Annotated in this window: 19 protein-coding genes; 12 read left to right on the top strand and 7 right to left on the bottom strand. The window is 66.7% G+C overall.

Going from position 1 to position 13,167, the window contains the following annotated elements:
• The first annotated feature begins 96 nt into the window (after positions 1–96).
• Entirely contained in the window at positions 97–522 is a 426-nt protein-coding gene (locus AC5RWD_RS09630) for a ChaB family protein (RefSeq protein WP_494019800.1), read from the top strand.
• Positions 523–524: 2 nt separating this feature from the next.
• On the opposite strand, the gene AC5RWD_RS09625 is transcribed toward AC5RWD_RS09630, so the two are convergent.
• Positions 525–1,052, bottom strand: coding sequence for a DUF2087 domain-containing protein (locus AC5RWD_RS09625; RefSeq protein ID WP_494019799.1), 528 nt, complete (start codon positions 1,050–1,052; stop codon positions 525–527).
• 360 nt (positions 1,053–1,412) lie between these two features.
• Here AC5RWD_RS09625 and AC5RWD_RS09620 point away from each other — a divergent pair, with 360 nt between their 5' ends.
• The 3 genes from AC5RWD_RS09620 (at position 1,413) to AC5RWD_RS09610 (ending at position 3,828) form a co-directional block, all read left to right on the top strand.
• On the top strand, positions 1,413–2,252 hold the full coding sequence (locus AC5RWD_RS09620) for an aldo/keto reductase (protein WP_494019798.1): 840 nt from the start codon (positions 1,413–1,415) through the stop codon (positions 2,250–2,252).
• 8 nt (positions 2,253–2,260) lie between these two features.
• Positions 2,261–2,773 carry a mycothiol transferase gene (locus tag AC5RWD_RS09615; protein ID WP_494019797.1) on the top strand — a complete coding sequence of 171 codons (513 nt, stop codon included), beginning with the start codon at positions 2,261–2,263 and terminating at the stop codon, positions 2,771–2,773.
• 80 nt (positions 2,774–2,853) lie between these two features.
• Positions 2,854–3,828 (top strand): dienelactone hydrolase family protein, encoded by a 975-nt coding sequence (locus AC5RWD_RS09610; RefSeq protein ID WP_494019796.1) that lies wholly within the window; start codon positions 2,854–2,856, stop codon positions 3,826–3,828.
• A 7-nt stretch (positions 3,829–3,835) separates the two neighbouring features.
• Here AC5RWD_RS09610 and AC5RWD_RS09605 read toward each other — a convergent pair whose 3' ends face one another.
• From AC5RWD_RS09605 to AC5RWD_RS09590, 4 genes are all read right to left on the bottom strand, one after another.
• A complete protein-coding gene (locus tag AC5RWD_RS09605; RefSeq protein WP_494019795.1) occupies positions 3,836–4,456 on the bottom strand; it encodes a DoxX family protein in 621 nt (206 codons plus the stop codon).
• Positions 4,457–4,582: 126 nt separating this feature from the next.
• A complete protein-coding gene (locus AC5RWD_RS09600) occupies positions 4,583–4,969 on the bottom strand; it encodes an Hpt domain-containing protein (RefSeq protein ID WP_494019794.1) in 387 nt (128 codons plus the stop codon).
• A gap of 145 nt (positions 4,970–5,114) precedes the next feature.
• Complete coding sequence (rlmC, locus tag AC5RWD_RS09595; protein ID WP_494019793.1) at positions 5,115–6,239, bottom strand: 23S rRNA (uracil(747)-C(5))-methyltransferase RlmC; 1,125 nt, start codon at positions 6,237–6,239, stop codon at positions 5,115–5,117.
• 45 nt (positions 6,240–6,284) lie between these two features.
• A complete protein-coding gene (locus AC5RWD_RS09590; protein ID WP_494019792.1) occupies positions 6,285–7,178 on the bottom strand; it encodes a ribonuclease Z in 894 nt (297 codons plus the stop codon).
• 218 nt (positions 7,179–7,396) lie between these two features.
• On the opposite strand from AC5RWD_RS09590, the gene AC5RWD_RS09585 reads away from it, so the two are divergent.
• Together AC5RWD_RS09585 and AC5RWD_RS09580 are read left to right on the top strand one after the other, a co-directional pair.
• Positions 7,397–7,651, top strand: coding sequence for a hypothetical protein (locus tag AC5RWD_RS09585; protein WP_494019791.1), 255 nt, complete (start codon positions 7,397–7,399; stop codon positions 7,649–7,651).
• A 247-nt stretch (positions 7,652–7,898) separates the two neighbouring features.
• Positions 7,899–8,570, top strand: coding sequence for a DNA alkylation repair protein (locus AC5RWD_RS09580; RefSeq protein WP_494019790.1), 672 nt, complete (start codon positions 7,899–7,901; stop codon positions 8,568–8,570).
• A 28-nt stretch (positions 8,571–8,598) separates the two neighbouring features.
• Here the strand turns inward: AC5RWD_RS09580 and AC5RWD_RS09575 are convergent, their stop codons facing one another.
• Positions 8,599–9,969, bottom strand: a complete 1,371-nt coding sequence (locus AC5RWD_RS09575; protein WP_494019789.1) for an ammonium transporter — start codon at positions 9,967–9,969, stop codon at positions 8,599–8,601.
• Between the two features lie 403 nt (positions 9,970–10,372).
• Between AC5RWD_RS09575 and AC5RWD_RS09570 the strand changes: the two genes are divergently transcribed.
• From AC5RWD_RS09570 to AC5RWD_RS09560, 3 genes are all read left to right on the top strand, one after another.
• A complete protein-coding gene (locus AC5RWD_RS09570; RefSeq protein WP_494019788.1) occupies positions 10,373–10,645 on the top strand; it encodes a hypothetical protein in 273 nt (90 codons plus the stop codon).
• A gap of 8 nt (positions 10,646–10,653) precedes the next feature.
• Entirely contained in the window at positions 10,654–11,094 is a 441-nt protein-coding gene (locus tag AC5RWD_RS09565; protein WP_494019787.1) for a DUF1810 domain-containing protein, read from the top strand.
• 96 nt (positions 11,095–11,190) lie between these two features.
• Complete coding sequence (locus AC5RWD_RS09560; RefSeq protein WP_003800599.1) at positions 11,191–11,367, top strand: CsbD family protein; 177 nt, start codon at positions 11,191–11,193, stop codon at positions 11,365–11,367.
• A gap of 114 nt (positions 11,368–11,481) precedes the next feature.
• Here the strand turns inward: AC5RWD_RS09560 and AC5RWD_RS09555 are convergent, their stop codons facing one another.
• Positions 11,482–11,982: a metallophosphoesterase family protein gene (locus tag AC5RWD_RS09555; RefSeq protein ID WP_494019786.1), complete on the bottom strand. Its 501-nt coding sequence runs from the start codon at positions 11,980–11,982 to the stop codon at positions 11,482–11,484.
• A 14-nt stretch (positions 11,983–11,996) separates the two neighbouring features.
• Between AC5RWD_RS09555 and AC5RWD_RS09550 the strand changes: the two genes are divergently transcribed.
• The 3 genes from AC5RWD_RS09550 to AC5RWD_RS09540 all read left to right on the top strand — a co-directional run bounded on the left by AC5RWD_RS09550 (position 11,997) and on the right by AC5RWD_RS09540 (position 13,148).
• Positions 11,997–12,533 carry an NUDIX domain-containing protein gene (locus AC5RWD_RS09550; RefSeq protein ID WP_494019785.1) on the top strand — a complete coding sequence of 179 codons (537 nt, stop codon included), beginning with the start codon at positions 11,997–11,999 and terminating at the stop codon, positions 12,531–12,533.
• Positions 12,523–12,873: a TraR/DksA family transcriptional regulator gene (locus AC5RWD_RS09545; protein WP_494019784.1), complete on the top strand. Its 351-nt coding sequence runs from the start codon at positions 12,523–12,525 to the stop codon at positions 12,871–12,873. The genes AC5RWD_RS09550 and AC5RWD_RS09545 overlap by 11 nt, the downstream gene beginning before the upstream one ends.
• Before the next feature lie 83 nt (positions 12,874–12,956).
• Positions 12,957–13,148 (top strand): DUF1918 domain-containing protein, encoded by a 192-nt coding sequence (locus tag AC5RWD_RS09540; RefSeq protein WP_494019783.1) that lies wholly within the window; start codon positions 12,957–12,959, stop codon positions 13,146–13,148.
• The last annotated feature ends 19 nt before the right edge of the window (positions 13,149–13,167 follow it).

The following is a 13,167-nucleotide window of genomic DNA, read 5'->3' as shown; positions in this document are numbered from 1 at the left end:
CCTGCTGGACATCCCGGACCTCGATCTGGCTTCGGAGGATGCCTAGCATTGGTTCCATCGGCATGGTGTGACTGTTGATGAAGGAGCGTTGGTGGCATGCCCAAGACTGGCAGGAACGATCACGCCCGCAAGGAAGAGCTTCCCTCGACGCTGCAGCGTTCGGAGCAGAAAGCCCAGGACACTTTCGCCAAGACCTACGACTCGGCGCTGGAGTCCTACGGCAATGACGAGAGCCGGGCTGCGCGGACAGCCTTCGCAGCGCTGAAGCACAGCTACGAGAAGGTGGGCGACCACTGGGAACCGAAAGAGAAGCGGGGCCCGTCTGACCAGCACGCGGCGGAGGGACTGGATTCCCCGGCGCCCACCGCGGGCGGCGTGGACGCGAACGCCTCGAAGGAGCACCTCTACAAACTGGCCCGGGAACTGAACGTCGAAGGGCGTTCGAGGATGGGCAAGGCCGAACTTGTCGAGGCGCTCCAGAAGGCCAACGATGCCGCCACCCGGAAGGCGCGGGGCGGCTGAGTCTACCCGTCTTTCGGGCGGAAGTAGGAGGATCCCGACGGCGTCCGCTCCAGCACGCCGAAATCGATCATGTAGCGGCGCAGCAGCACCACATCGTCGGTGTAGCTCAGGAGCCTTTCATTGACCTTTCGTTCGGTGAGCTCCTCGCCCGGCTCGAAGCTTTCCCCGGCAATCCAGGCCAGGAGTTCGCGCCGCTCCGCCTGGCTGGACGGATATCTGTCGATCCGGCCCCCAAGACGCATGAACCGCGCCACTCCCGTCTGCGGCTGGCGTCTGGGCTGCTGCGTGAGAAGTTCGCGGAAGACCGACTCGGATGCCTCCAGTTGATTGCCGGCGGTCCGTTCGACCAGCCCTGCGTCGAGCAGGGCGGCGATGGCCCGGCCGCGACGCTGGCCGGACGGACCGGAAGACACATCATCGGGGGCCGCCCCCAGCACTATCTGTGCGTAGGCGGTCCGGGCATCACGGTTGGCCAGGGCCGCCATCACCCGCCGCCAATGCGGCCCGCTCTGCCTGGTCTCCCTGCTCACCGCGCTTCCCCCTTAGCTCTTGCCGGCCGGACCGGTGCCGGTCAGCGTTCCCGGGTACGACAGGCAAAATCCTAGTCCCGGGCGGTTCAGGCCGGAAGGCTCAGCTGCCCGGTGGGGTGAAGCGCGCAAAAGCGGTGGCGCCGGTCGCCGTCGTGATGTGAAATGGTCACGGGGACACGAACCGTGAGCGGGCCCGAAACGGCAGGAAACAACCTGGGCTATTGCGCTGGCCGTGTTGGGCGCATGGCTTCCCGAAGTCATACCAATGGTCCAGGTGGCCCGCTCACCCTCAGGGCGCTCGGCCGCCGGCCCGAAGGCAGGCATACTTGGGATGACCCGCCCCAGCAACGGAAGAGCCTGATGACGCCACACCACGCCGTACCGAATGTCACCCTGAACAATGGTGTCCAGATCCCGCAGCTTGGCTTCGGTGTCTTCCAGGTTCCCCCGGAAGAGACCCAGCGCATCGTGGAGGACGCCCTGGAAGCCGGCTACCGCCACATCGACACCGCGGCGGCGTACGGCAACGAGGCCGCCGTCGGCGCCGCGATCGCTGCCTCCGGGATCCCCCGCGAGTACATCTTCCTCACCACCAAGCTGCGCAACGGCGAGCAGGGCACAGCCCACGAAGCCTTCCAGAACAGCCGCCGTGAACTGGGAATGGACTACGTTGACCTGTACCTGATCCACTGGCCGGTGCCATCCCGGAACCTGTTCACCGACGCCTGGAAAGCGATGGAGAAGCTGCACGCCAGCGGTGAGATCCGTGCGATCGGAGTATCAAACTTCCTGGCGGACCACCTGGACACGCTCCTCCGCTCGGCGGACGTTGTTCCGGCCGTCAACCAGTTCGAGCTGCACCCCACGTTCCAGCAGCCCGAACTGGCGGCAAAGAGCCGCTCCCTGGGCATTGCCGTGGAAGCGTACAGCCCCCTGGGCCAGGGTGCCGACCTGGACGCAGCGGCCGTGACAACCGCCGCCGACAAGTACGGCGTCACCCCTGCTCAGGTGGTGCTGGCCTGGCACCTCCCCCAGGGCACCATAGTTATTCCCAAGTCAGCCAACAGTGGCCGCATGCGGGACAACCTGGCGGCCGTCGGCGTCATCCTGGCACCTGCCGAGCTTGACGCCATCACCGCCCTCGAAGCCGGTGCCCGCATCGGTTCGGATCCTGCCGTCGCCGCCCACAGCCAAATGTAAGGGGACCCATGAATTCCAACGACCTGCTGCTGGATGCCTTTGGCCGGATCCGCGAAATCGTGGATGACACGCTCGAAGGGCTCGACGAGGAGAGCCTGGTCCGCCGGCCCGTAGGCAACGGCAACTCCATAGCCTGGCTGATCTGGCACCTCAGCCGGGTAGAGGACGCGCAGGTTGCCTCCGCGGCCGGGCTGCCACAGGTCTGGACCTCGCAGGGCTATGCCGGCAGGTTTGGTCTGCCGCTCCCCGAACGGGACACCGGCTACGGCCATTCGTCGGATGAGGTCGACGCCGTGCGGGCACCGCGGGAGCTGCTGGCTGAGTACTACGGGGCGGTCCACCGGCAGACCGCGGAGGTTCTGGGCACGCTCGGCGACGCTGACCTTGACCGCGTCGTGGATACCCGCTGGGACCCGCCGGTCACGTTCGGCGTGCGGCTGGTCAGCACCATTGCGGACTGCCTTCAGCATGCAGGGCAGGCCGCCTATGCCAAGGGCCTGGAAGGCGGCGCACAGGCCTAGCCGGCAATGGGTTGCAGCCGGTGCCTTGCCTGGCATTGGCGTTCGGAGGAGGATAAGCGGCAAAACTCCAGGAGGCCGTGATGACCCAGCTTGGCAAGTTTGAGAAGTACCTGATCGAGGAATTTTTCGACGACTACCGTGCCGGGGCCATGAGCCAGCACACCTTCACCCGTCGGGTCGCGTTCATCACCGGCAGCATGGCTGCCGCGTCCGCCGCGATGCTCCTGGTCGGATGCACGCCCCAGGAAGTTCCGCGCAGCACCGATCCCATGCCCACTCCCACGCCGACGTCCGGCTCCGCCACGGGCACCGCCTCAGGGGGCGCCGTTCCGGGGGCGAAGAGCCCGCTGTCCGTTCCCGAGGGGGCAGCCGGAATTACGACGTCGACGGTGAAGTTTTCGTCCGGCGGCACCGAGATCAGTGGTTACCTCGCCAGGCCCGAGGGCGGCAAGCCCGGCCCCGCTGTGCTGGTCTGTCACGAGAACCGCGGGCTGACACCCCATATCCAGGACGTGGCCCGGCGTTTCGCGAAGGAAGGTTACGCGGCCCTGGCGATCGACCTGCTGAGCAGGGAAGGCGGTACCGCAAGCCTGGACCGCGATGCCGTTCCGGGCGCCTTGACGCAGGCTGGCGCCCAGCGCCACGTTGCGGACTTTGCGGCGGGATTCGACTACCTGCAGAAGCAGGACTTCGTGGAGCAGGGCCGCATTGCCATGACCGGCTACTGCTTCGGCGGGGGCATCACCTGGCAGTCGGCGGTGGAGATCACCGGCCTCAAGGCGACGTCGGCCTTCTATGGGCCGGCCCCCGACCTGGACAAGGTGCCGTCCATCAAGCCTGCGGTGTTCGGTGTCTACGCAGAACAGGACGACCGGATCACCGGGCCCATGCCCCAACTCCGGGATGCCCTGGCGGGTACGGGCGTGCGCAACCAGCTCAAGGTTTATCCCGGCGTCGACCACGCCTTCCACAACGACACCGGCGAACGCTACAACGAACAGCAGGCAACTGCCGCCTGGAACGACACGCTGGCCTGGTTCAAGAAGTACGTCTGACGGTGGGTTAACTCCCGGTTGCCTGGCCGGTGTTGTCCGGGCTCGCGGCGCTCGCTGTGTCCGGGCCTGACGGGCTGCCTGTGTCCGGGCCGGACGCGTCGTGGGCCAGGGTCTTCTGCCGGCGGTACACCTGGATGGCGATGGCCGTGGGAATGACGGCCAGGGCCATCGCCCGCATCCAGGGACGGTCCAGGACGTGGCCGGTGACGGAGTCGAGGGAGAAGCTGCCCGGCCCGCCGATCGTGAAGGATGCCGCCGCAAGTCCCAGGACGGCCGGGTATTCCAGGCCGCCTTCGGTGGCGAAGAACCCGTTGGGGGCGTGCACGCTGGCCGCAACACCCATGGTGGTGGCAGCAGCTGCCCCGGCAGCCGGGGTGGCGAATCCCAGCGCCAAGGCCAGGCCGGCGCCTGCTTCGCCGACGCCGGCAAGGACGGCGCTGGGCTTCGCGGGCCGGAACCCCATGGCGTGCATGCCCTTGCTGGTGCCCTCGATCCCGCCGCCACCGAACCAGCCGAAGAGCTTCTGCGTGCCGTGCGCAATGAGGACACTGCCCAATCCCACACGGAAGATGGTTTGTGCTGCTGTGGCGGCGACCGGGGTGGCTGGACTGGTGCTCGTGCGGCTCATGCGAATCCTCCTGTAAACGTTCAGCCGGATGGGCTGTTCTTCAGGCGATCTTGTCCGACGATTCTACGTCCGCGGGAGGCTGGGAGATTCGGGATTTTGGTCAGGTGGGTGCGCCGCCGCCGTCTTTTAGTCCTGGCCCTTGGGCCGTGCCTGCGGGAGGTGCCCCTGGCGTCCGGCCTCGCGCACCAGCAGCCGGATGTTCGCGTACAGCACGGCCCTGACCGCATCGGGCTCCAGCCGCTGCCCGCGCCGGATGCGTGATTCCAGTTCCTTGCAGCACCGCTCCAGCCGCAGGGCGCCGGCCATGGCTGACGTCGCCCGCAGGCTGACGACGGCGTCAGCGGCCATCCGCGGGTCACCGCCGGCCAGGGCGCGGAGGATCTTCGACGCCCGCTCCGGCAGCATCTGCAGGTAGTCATCGATGAAGGCCTCCGCGAAAGCGGGGCCCACTTCGGCGGCAAGGATCCGCAGCGGACCGGTGTCCAGGACGGGGACGTCGTCTGGGCCGGTCACTTTGCGCCGCCTGCTGCTGTCCCCTGCATGCCCCGCCCATCGGTCTGTGCCGCGACGGTGCTGCGCGGCTTACCGGACACTTTCCCGCGGTGACCTCAAGACGGGAGAAACTTTTGCCGATGTTCAGATCAAGAATGCGGACCGGTTAGGACCGCTCGAGCAGCACCATGACTTCGTAGTGCGAGGTCTGCGGAAACATGTCCAGCACCCGTGCCCGCCGGGCGGTGAACGAGGGGAGCGCGGCAAGGTCGCGGGCCAGGGACTGCGCATTGCAGCTGGAGTACACCACATGCTGCACGGAAGACGATTCCAGCCAGCCGCACAATTCCTTGCCGATGCCGCGCCGCGGGGGATTGACGATTACCAGTTCGGGCGCCTCGTCGGCGGCCACCGCAAAGGCCGTGGCGTCGCCCGCCTGGAAGTTCATGCGCTGCAGGCCGGCCTCGTCGCTGCTGAGCTTGGCCGAAACGATGGCTTCGCGGCTGGTTTCGATGCCGGTGACGTCGCGGGACGGGTCAGCGACGTGCAGGGCAAAGCCGCCGACGCCGCAGTACAAGTCCCAGACCGACGCCGGCTCCAGTTCGTTGACCCACTCCCGCCCCTGCCGGTACAGGGCCGCCGCCATCTCGCTGTTCGTCTGGAAAAAACTCTGCGGCCGGAGGTGGAGATCGAGGTCATTGACACGCATCCGCAGCGTGGACTGCGCGGTGAGCAGCATCTCGCGGTCGCCTTCCAGGACTGCCTTGTGTTCCGGATGCAGATTGATCGAGACAACCTTCACCTGCGGGAGGGCCGCCAGGAGGGCGGGGAGGTGCTGCCGGATGCGCGGCACCAGCTTTTCCGACCGCAGGACCAGACGCAGCATGATCTCGCCGTCGGGTGATTCGGTGATGATGAGGTGCTTGAGCTCACCGCTGCGCCGCGGCACATCGTAGGGCGTCAGGTGGGCCCGGCTGATGAAGGCCGCCACAACGGGAAAGCAGGCGAGGAGCCCGGGGGAGCAGACGCCGCATTCACGCAGGTCAACGCCGCGGCCCTCGGCGTCAAGGATCCCGATGGTAGGGTTCTTGGCCGTTCCACCCACCACCATTTTTGCCTTGTTGCGGAAGCCGGACTCGCGGCTCGCCACCGGCGGCAGCCACTCTATGGACGTGTGGCCGGAGAGAAGGGTCTGGCAGTGCAGCTGCTTGCCGGCGAGCTGCTCGTGGTAGGGCCGGCCCATGTGGGCGCAGGAGAGGCAGCGGGCGGCATCGAAGTAGGAACATTGCATGTCCCGTTAATTCTACTTTTTCTGTGGCCTTGGTCTGGCCGCGGGTCAGGACGGCGGCCGCTGCCGTTTGGGAAAGCTGATCCGGTCCAGGTCCTTTGCAGGCACGACGGCGGTCCCTCCTGCGCGGGCCCGCGCCTGCCCGGCCAGGATATTCACGTCGGCGTACCGGGAGGAAAAGTGTGTGAGGACCAGGGTTCCGGCTCCGCCATTGGCGGCCAAATCCCCGGCCTGCCCGGCGGTGAGGTGCGCGTACTGCGCCGCCAAGGCGGCGTCGTCGTCGCTGAACGTTGATTCCGTGATGAGGAGGTCGACGCCGTCGGCCAAGCCCTCGGCGCCCTCGCACGGGGCGGTGTCCATGATGAAGGCGAAGCGCTGGCCGGCGCGCGGGATGCTGACATCCTCAAGCCGCACACCCTGCAGTACGCCTTCCCGCTGCAGACGGCCCGCGTCCGGGCCCGCAATGCCCGCCGCCGCCAGACGCTCCGGCAGCATGGTCCGGCCGTCCGGCTCGGTCAGCCGGTAGCCATAGGTCTCAATGCGGTGACGCAAGGGCCGCACCTCGAGGCCCTGGGCGATTGACCCGGCACCCGAGTGGGGTTGCAGGCGAAGGTCGACGCCGGTTGAGGCCACAGAGACGAGCGCCCGGACAACGTCCTCGCCGGACGCCGGATAGTGCAGATGCACCGGGTGCTTCACGCCGTCCAGGGCCATGCGGGACAGGACGCCAGGGAGCCCGTAGCAGTGGTCACCGTGGACATGGGTCAGGCAGATGCGGGTGATCTGGCTGGCAGAAACCCCTGCATGGATCATCTGCCGCTGGGTGCCCTCGCCAGGGTCGAAGAGGAGGCCCTCGCCGTCCCACCGCAGCAGGTATCCGTTATGGTTGCGCGTCCGTGTCGGCACTTGCGATGCGGTTCCCAGGACGACGAATTCGCGCATGCCACCGAGTGTCTCACAGGCGCGGCGCCCAGCAGGCGCGTGGCCCCCGGGACGGCCGCGCTCGCAGCCATCGATATTCAACGAGCCCGCCACCCATCCACCGGGAAAGCGGCCACGAATACAGAGTGAACCACCCGTTTCGATGCCCCGTGCTGGCCCGGAACGTAACCGCTGCAGCAAAACGGCGGTGCCTTGCACGCGTGCGAAAAGAGCTCACCTTGCCCGATCTACAGTTCGACCAGTTCCTCATGGAGGCCACCACCTCCGACGACGGCTCCGGCGTTACCCTGGGGCCGGACCCCCTTTATGGCCTGTACACCAGCTGGTGCCATGTCACCGGCACCGTGCCACACGCGGAGGAGACCTTCTGGAAAGGCATGCAAGGGCGCATTAACCCCGAACCGAACGGCCTCCGCATGAAGGGGCCGGCAGGTGCGGATTACATCCTTGCCAGCTATCCGGCGTCGGTCTGAACTGGGTTCGGGCCCATGCATCCCACGACGTGAACAGCTGTAAAACGCGTTCAGAGTCGGGGGTGCCCGCCCAACGCGAAACCCCCGGTGCTCAACACTGACTTCCGCCGTCGTTCTTGAGTTCCCGGTGCACCCTGGGTACTGCCGTGGCGGGAACGAGGCAGAAAATCCGGAACGTCACCACGAGGACCGGGGCCCGAGGGGCGGGAGTTGGACTGCCCGCCGCCCGGACGGAAAGAATGAGCGGGTGAGTGCTGCCGGCGAATTCGTGGATGACACCCTGCAGCGCGAGGCGTCGTGGTACCGGGCGGAGGAAATGCGTCACCGGTTCGGCAGCAGCATGCGGTTCTACGGCGCGTCGGTGGGTGCTGTGCGGGGAACGGTACGTGACGCTCTCCGCCGCCATGCCGGACTGACCCACGATGAGGTCACCGCCCTAAGTTCCGAACTGTGGGAGGTGCCTGTTTACGAGCGGCGCCTGGCCGCCGTCGTCCTCCTGCAGTCCAAGGTGGAGCTGCTGACCAACTCCGACCTGACGCGCATTGAGGGCTTTGTGCGGGACGCACAAATGCCGTCGCTAGTCGATCCGTTCGCCATGGACGTCGTCGGTCCGCTGGTGGAGGGTTTGACTGGACAGCCGCGAGCGCGTGCGGACGCGGTGCTGGACCGGTGGGCGGGGGACCCGGACGTCTGGCTCCGCCGCGCGTCGCTGATGGCGCCGCTGCGGGCACTCCGGGCGGGCGGCGGTGACTGGGATGGCTTTGTCCGCCGCGCCAGGATTGCTGCGGAGGCACGGCAGGCCGGGACAACCCCTGGCTGGACAGGCCAGGAGAGCAGCCCTGACCAGGAGGCCGTTGACGCCGTGCTGGACGCCGTTGCACAGCGAAGGCCGGAGCTCCGGATCACCTTCCGCCACTAGCAAACGGGTCGCAGCTCCCGCGGATGCACTATACGGAAACCGGCGCCGCCTGCAGTTCCTCTGCCGCCTCGGGGGAAACGGCGTCGTCACCGGCCGGGCCGGCAGGTGTGCCGGCCGGGAGAACGGACGGAGCTGCCTGGATGTGCTGGCTGAGCGGGTGGAATTGGCTGTGCCCCATGCTGCCGAATTCATAAGCGCTCTCGGCATGCTCGGACCGGTCCACGCCGGCAACTTCGGCCTCATGGCTGACCCGGAAGCCGATGGTCTTGTGGATCGCGAGGCCGATGACTGCGGTCATCAGCCCGGAAAGCGCGAGCGTGATGAGAACGGCAACCGTCTGGGCGATGAGCTGCTGGACGCCGCCGCCGTAGAAGAGCCCGCCGCCTTCGCCGTTGACGGGGAGGGCGATGAAGCCGAGGGCGAGGGTGCCGACCAGGCCGGAGCCCAGGTGGACGCCGACGACGTCCAGGGAGTCGTCGAAGCCATACTTGAACTTCAGTTCGACGAACAGCGCCGAGGCGACGCCGGACACCAGGCCCAGCCCGATGGCGGCCACCGGGCTGATGTTGGCGCACGACGGCGTGATGGCCACCAGGCCGGCGACGGCACCGGACGCTGCGCCCAGGGACGTGGGGTGGCCGTGGCGGATCTTCTCTGTGAGGAGCCAGCTCAGCATTGCGGCGCACGGCGTAACCAGGGTGTTGACCCAGATCAGGCCGGCCTGCTCTGCCGTGGTGGCGGCACCGGCGTTGAAGCCGAACCAGCCAAACCAGAGAAGTCCGGCGCCGAGCATGATGAACGGGACGTTGTGCGGGCGGTGTCCCGGGTCCTTACCGAAACCGTAGCGCTTGCCGACGATCACGGCCAGCACCAGGGCGGCGATGCCGGAGCTGATTTCGACGACGGCGCCGCCGGCAAAGTCGATGACCTGTCCGAAGACGGCGGTCACTGCCCCGCCCTGGCTCATGAGGCCGCCGCCCCAGATCATGAAGGCGAGCGGGCAGTAGACGGCCGTGATCCAGAGCGGCACGAAAAGAATCCAGGCGGTGAATTTGGCGCGGTCGGCGATCGCGCCGCTGATGAGGGCCACCGTGAGGATCGCAAAGGTTCCGGCAAAGCCAGCCTTGATCAGGTCAGGAGTGCCCATCAGCCCGCTCAAGCCGAAACTGGCGAACGGGTTGCCGAACAGGCCGAGAACGCCTTCCCCGGTGCTCATGGAGTAGCCCCAGAGCACCCAGACCACGCCCACCATACCGGCGGACACGAAGCTCATCATGATCATGTTGAGGGAGGCCTTCGCGCGGGTCATGCCGCCATAAAAGAGGCCCAGTGCCGGGGTCATGAGCAGCACCAGTGCCGCCGACACCATCATCCAAACGTTCGCCGCAGTGATTTCCACGCGCTTTCCCTTCCCAGGAAACTCATCCTTTCCGTGGACCGCTGATGCCGGCGCCACGCCCCTTATCGATACTCGGGGGCTTTTGTTTCGGTACTGGGCGTGGCAAGTTACACAGGGGTTTCAAAAATCGCGTGTACGTAAAGCCCGCGTGACTGCCGTGTTTCGGAATTGTTAACGGCACCTATTGGCGGGTGTGCTTTCCTGCTGACACTGCAGCCTTTCGGCCGGAACCGCGGGACGAATCCGGTGCGCCGCCGTGAAGGCAGCCGCTGGCAGGCCGCGTTACCAACACATGAATGAAACATATCCGCGTCCGGGTCCGTGCCGGGCGCCGTTGCCCTGCGCCGGATGGTTTCCTGCCGGAAGTGTTGACCGGATCTGAGCGGGGCCGCCACCATGGGATATGACTGAATCTGCAGCTACCGGCGATGACTACTTCACTGAGAATCCGCATGCGGATGTGGCGGCCGAAGCCGCAGATGCTGCGGGCGGGACGGACAGTCCCCATACCGTCGATGACATCGCCGAGGAGGTGCGCGACGAGATCCGGCTGGGCCATGTAGAGGACGACGTGAGCCACGTCCTCAAGGAACGCCTGGACGGCGCCGGCATCAGCATGCGGCCCGAAGACGTTGACGACCTCGCCGAGGATATCGAACGGGACGTTTCCAGCTAGGCACCGTCATGAATGACCCCCATGACCTGGAACGGTTCGTCACCGCGCAAAATGACGGCGCCACTTACCCGCAGGCCCTGGACGAGCTCCGCGTAGGCAGCAAACGGAGCCACTGGATGTGGTTCGTCTTTCCCCAGATTGCCGGCCTGGGGCAAAGCGCGACGTCCAGAAGGTACGCCATCGCATCCCTTGAAGAAGCCCGGGCGTACCTGCAGCATCCCGTACTGGGACCGCGGCTGATCGAGTGTGCCACGGCGGTGGACAATGTGGCCAACCGCGGCGCGGCGGAGATTTTTGGCGGTATCGATTCCCGGAAGCTCCAGTCCTCCATGACCCTGTTCCTGCGGGCGGCGCCGGATGAACAGGTGTTCCGGCGCGTTCTGGATCACTACTTTGGCGGGGAAGCCGATGCCGCCACTGACCGGCTGCTGGCAGGCCCGCACTGGTAAGTGGTAGCTGCCCTTCACCCGGATAGGTGCCCGACCTAGACTGGGAGCACGAGCCGGCCTGCAACCCGCGGGCCGCGCAGACGGAAGGACAGTGGCATGGGTCTGGACGACAAAATCGACAATGCAGCAGAAAAACTTGGCGGCAAGGCCAAGGAAGGTGCAGGCAAGGCCAGCGACGACCCGGGCCTGGAGGCCGAGGGCAAGACTGACCAGGCCAAGGCCGATCTGAAACAGGCCGGTGAAAAGGTCAAAGACGCCTTCAAGAAGGACTGACCAAACAGGATCACCATGCCTGACCCTCCGCAGGTAGCGGAGATCTGATGGGAGTCCCGCCCGGGAAACCGCGGCAGGGCTCCCTTTCCTGTGCGGCCGGTCCTGCGTGGCCAGTCAGCTGACCTCCACCAGTTGCACGTCAGACAAACTGCCATCGTCGACGACGGCGGTCATGTAGGTGCACACAGGTTGCCGGCGGCGGTCGGTGGGGGATCCGGGGTTGAGCAGGCGCAGCCCGCCCGGCGCCACTGTGTCCCACGGAATGTGCGAGTGGCCGAAAACCAGCACGTCGGCATCCGGAAAGAGTGCCTCGCAGCGCTGCTCCCGGCCCTTCGCCTGACCGGTCTCGTGGATCATGCTGAACCGGACACCGTCCAGCGTCACACTGGCAGTCTCGGGTAAGCGCCGCCGCAGCTCATCGCCGTCGTTGTTGCCGTAAACGCCGACGAGGCGCGTGCTGCGCTGTTCGAACTGGTCGAGCAGATCCGGGCTGACCCAGTCGCCCGCGTGGAACACCACGTCAGCGGCGTCTACGGCGGCCCACACTTGCTCAGGCAGTGCCCTGGCGCGCTTCGGGACGTGGGTATCGGCAACAAGGACCAGGCGCAGGCTCATCGAAGCATCTTCCCATGGGGCAGACTGGGATGATGGAGAAAATCGTTCCGCCCTCACCCGGTGATCCCCGCCGTCCCCTTGGCCCCCGCGACCCGGGCGATGCCTGGGTGGAGGGCGACCACGGACGGTTCTGGGGGCGCTTTGGATCGGCCGGCCTGCTGGTCCATGATGCGGAGAAGGGCGTCCTGCTGCAGCACCGCGCCACGTGGAGCCACCACGGCGGAACCTGGGGGCTTCCCGGGGGAGCGCTGCACCAGGGCGAGGACGCCGTGACGGGGGCACTGCGTGAGGCCCACGAGGAGGCGGCCGTCCCCGAACACAGCGTCAAAGTGCTCTTCACATCCGTGTTCGACGTCGGCTACTGGACCTACACCACCGTGGCCGTGCGGGTGCTGGAACCCTTCGAACCAGCCATCAACGACCCGGAGAGCATCGAGCTGCGGTGGATTCCTGTCGAAGAGGTGGCCGGGATTGAGCTGCATCCTTCCTTTGCCGCCTCCTGGCCGGAGCTGCGCGGCAGGCTGCTGGACGGCTCCAACCATGGACACTGACAAGTTCCGGCAGCTGCTGGAGGAGGAAAGGGCCAGAAAGCTCGCCCTCCTGCCGGCCCTGCGCGCAGACATAGCCTCTGCCAATGCCGCCCGGCACAACTCAAACGTCGACGACGAGCATGACCCCGAAGGGGCAACCATCGCCTTTGAACTTTCGCAGGCATCGGCACTCCTGGACCAAAGCCGGTCCGGACTGGCGGAGGTGGACGCCGCCCTTGGGCGGATCGACGCCGGCACTTACGGCATCTGCACGGTGTGCGGCGAGCAGATCGCCGAAGGGCGGCTGGAGGCCCGTCCCTGGACCCCCTTCTGCATCCGCCACACGGGCGGCCGGGCCTGATCCCGGCTCCCCTGCGGGGGATACCGCGGAGCTGTTCCGCCAAAGGGAAGAGCATCGTACTCTAGGGCTGGGAGGTGATTGCCATGCAGGCAACCCAGGGAGACCGCATCATCATCCGGGGCAGGACCGTGGAGTCCTCGGACCGGCACGGTGAGATTCTGGAGGTCCGGGGCCCGAACGGAGCGCCGCCGTACCACGTCCGTTTCGACGATGGCCACGAGACCATCCTGTACCCCGGCGGCGACTTCACCGTCGAGCACCACACCGCCACCTAGCTGCCCGGATGACCGCACC

It is taken from the genome of Arthrobacter sp. CMU6, assembly GCF_059090205.1.
This window is presented reverse-complemented; position numbering and strand designations above follow the sequence as displayed.

What these genes read in the sequence shown, in the direction of transcription:
- AC5RWD_RS09565 (WP_494019787.1), top strand. Translation starts at nt 10,654, where the DNA reads ATGAATGACCCCCATGACCTGGAACGGTTCGTCACCGCGCAAAATGAC.
- AC5RWD_RS09620 (WP_494019798.1), top strand. Translation starts at nt 1,413, where the DNA reads ATGACGCCACACCACGCCGTACCGAATGTCACCCTGAACAATGGTGTC.
- AC5RWD_RS09605 (WP_494019795.1), bottom strand. Translation starts at nt 4,456, where the DNA reads ATGAGCCGCACGAGCACCAGTCCAGCCACCCCGGTCGCCGCCACAGCA.
- AC5RWD_RS09555 (WP_494019786.1), bottom strand. Translation starts at nt 11,982, where the DNA reads ATGAGCCTGCGCCTGGTCCTTGTTGCCGATACCCACGTCCCGAAGCGC.
- AC5RWD_RS09630 (WP_494019800.1), top strand. Translation starts at nt 97, where the DNA reads ATGCCCAAGACTGGCAGGAACGATCACGCCCGCAAGGAAGAGCTTCCC.
- AC5RWD_RS09550 (WP_494019785.1), top strand. Translation starts at nt 11,997, where the DNA reads ATGGGGCAGACTGGGATGATGGAGAAAATCGTTCCGCCCTCACCCGGT.
- AC5RWD_RS09540 (WP_494019783.1), top strand. Translation starts at nt 12,957, where the DNA reads ATGCAGGCAACCCAGGGAGACCGCATCATCATCCGGGGCAGGACCGTG.
- AC5RWD_RS09615 (WP_494019797.1), top strand. Translation starts at nt 2,261, where the DNA reads ATGAATTCCAACGACCTGCTGCTGGATGCCTTTGGCCGGATCCGCGAA.
- rlmC (WP_494019793.1), bottom strand. Translation starts at nt 6,239, where the DNA reads ATGCAATGTTCCTACTTCGATGCCGCCCGCTGCCTCTCCTGCGCCCAC.
- AC5RWD_RS09545 (WP_494019784.1), top strand. Translation starts at nt 12,523, where the DNA reads ATGGACACTGACAAGTTCCGGCAGCTGCTGGAGGAGGAAAGGGCCAGA.
- AC5RWD_RS09570 (WP_494019788.1), top strand. Translation starts at nt 10,373, where the DNA reads ATGACTGAATCTGCAGCTACCGGCGATGACTACTTCACTGAGAATCCG.
- AC5RWD_RS09560 (WP_003800599.1), top strand. Translation starts at nt 11,191, where the DNA reads ATGGGTCTGGACGACAAAATCGACAATGCAGCAGAAAAACTTGGCGGC.
- AC5RWD_RS09610 (WP_494019796.1), top strand. Translation starts at nt 2,854, where the DNA reads ATGACCCAGCTTGGCAAGTTTGAGAAGTACCTGATCGAGGAATTTTTC.
- AC5RWD_RS09590 (WP_494019792.1), bottom strand. Translation starts at nt 7,178, where the DNA reads ATGCGCGAATTCGTCGTCCTGGGAACCGCATCGCAAGTGCCGACACGG.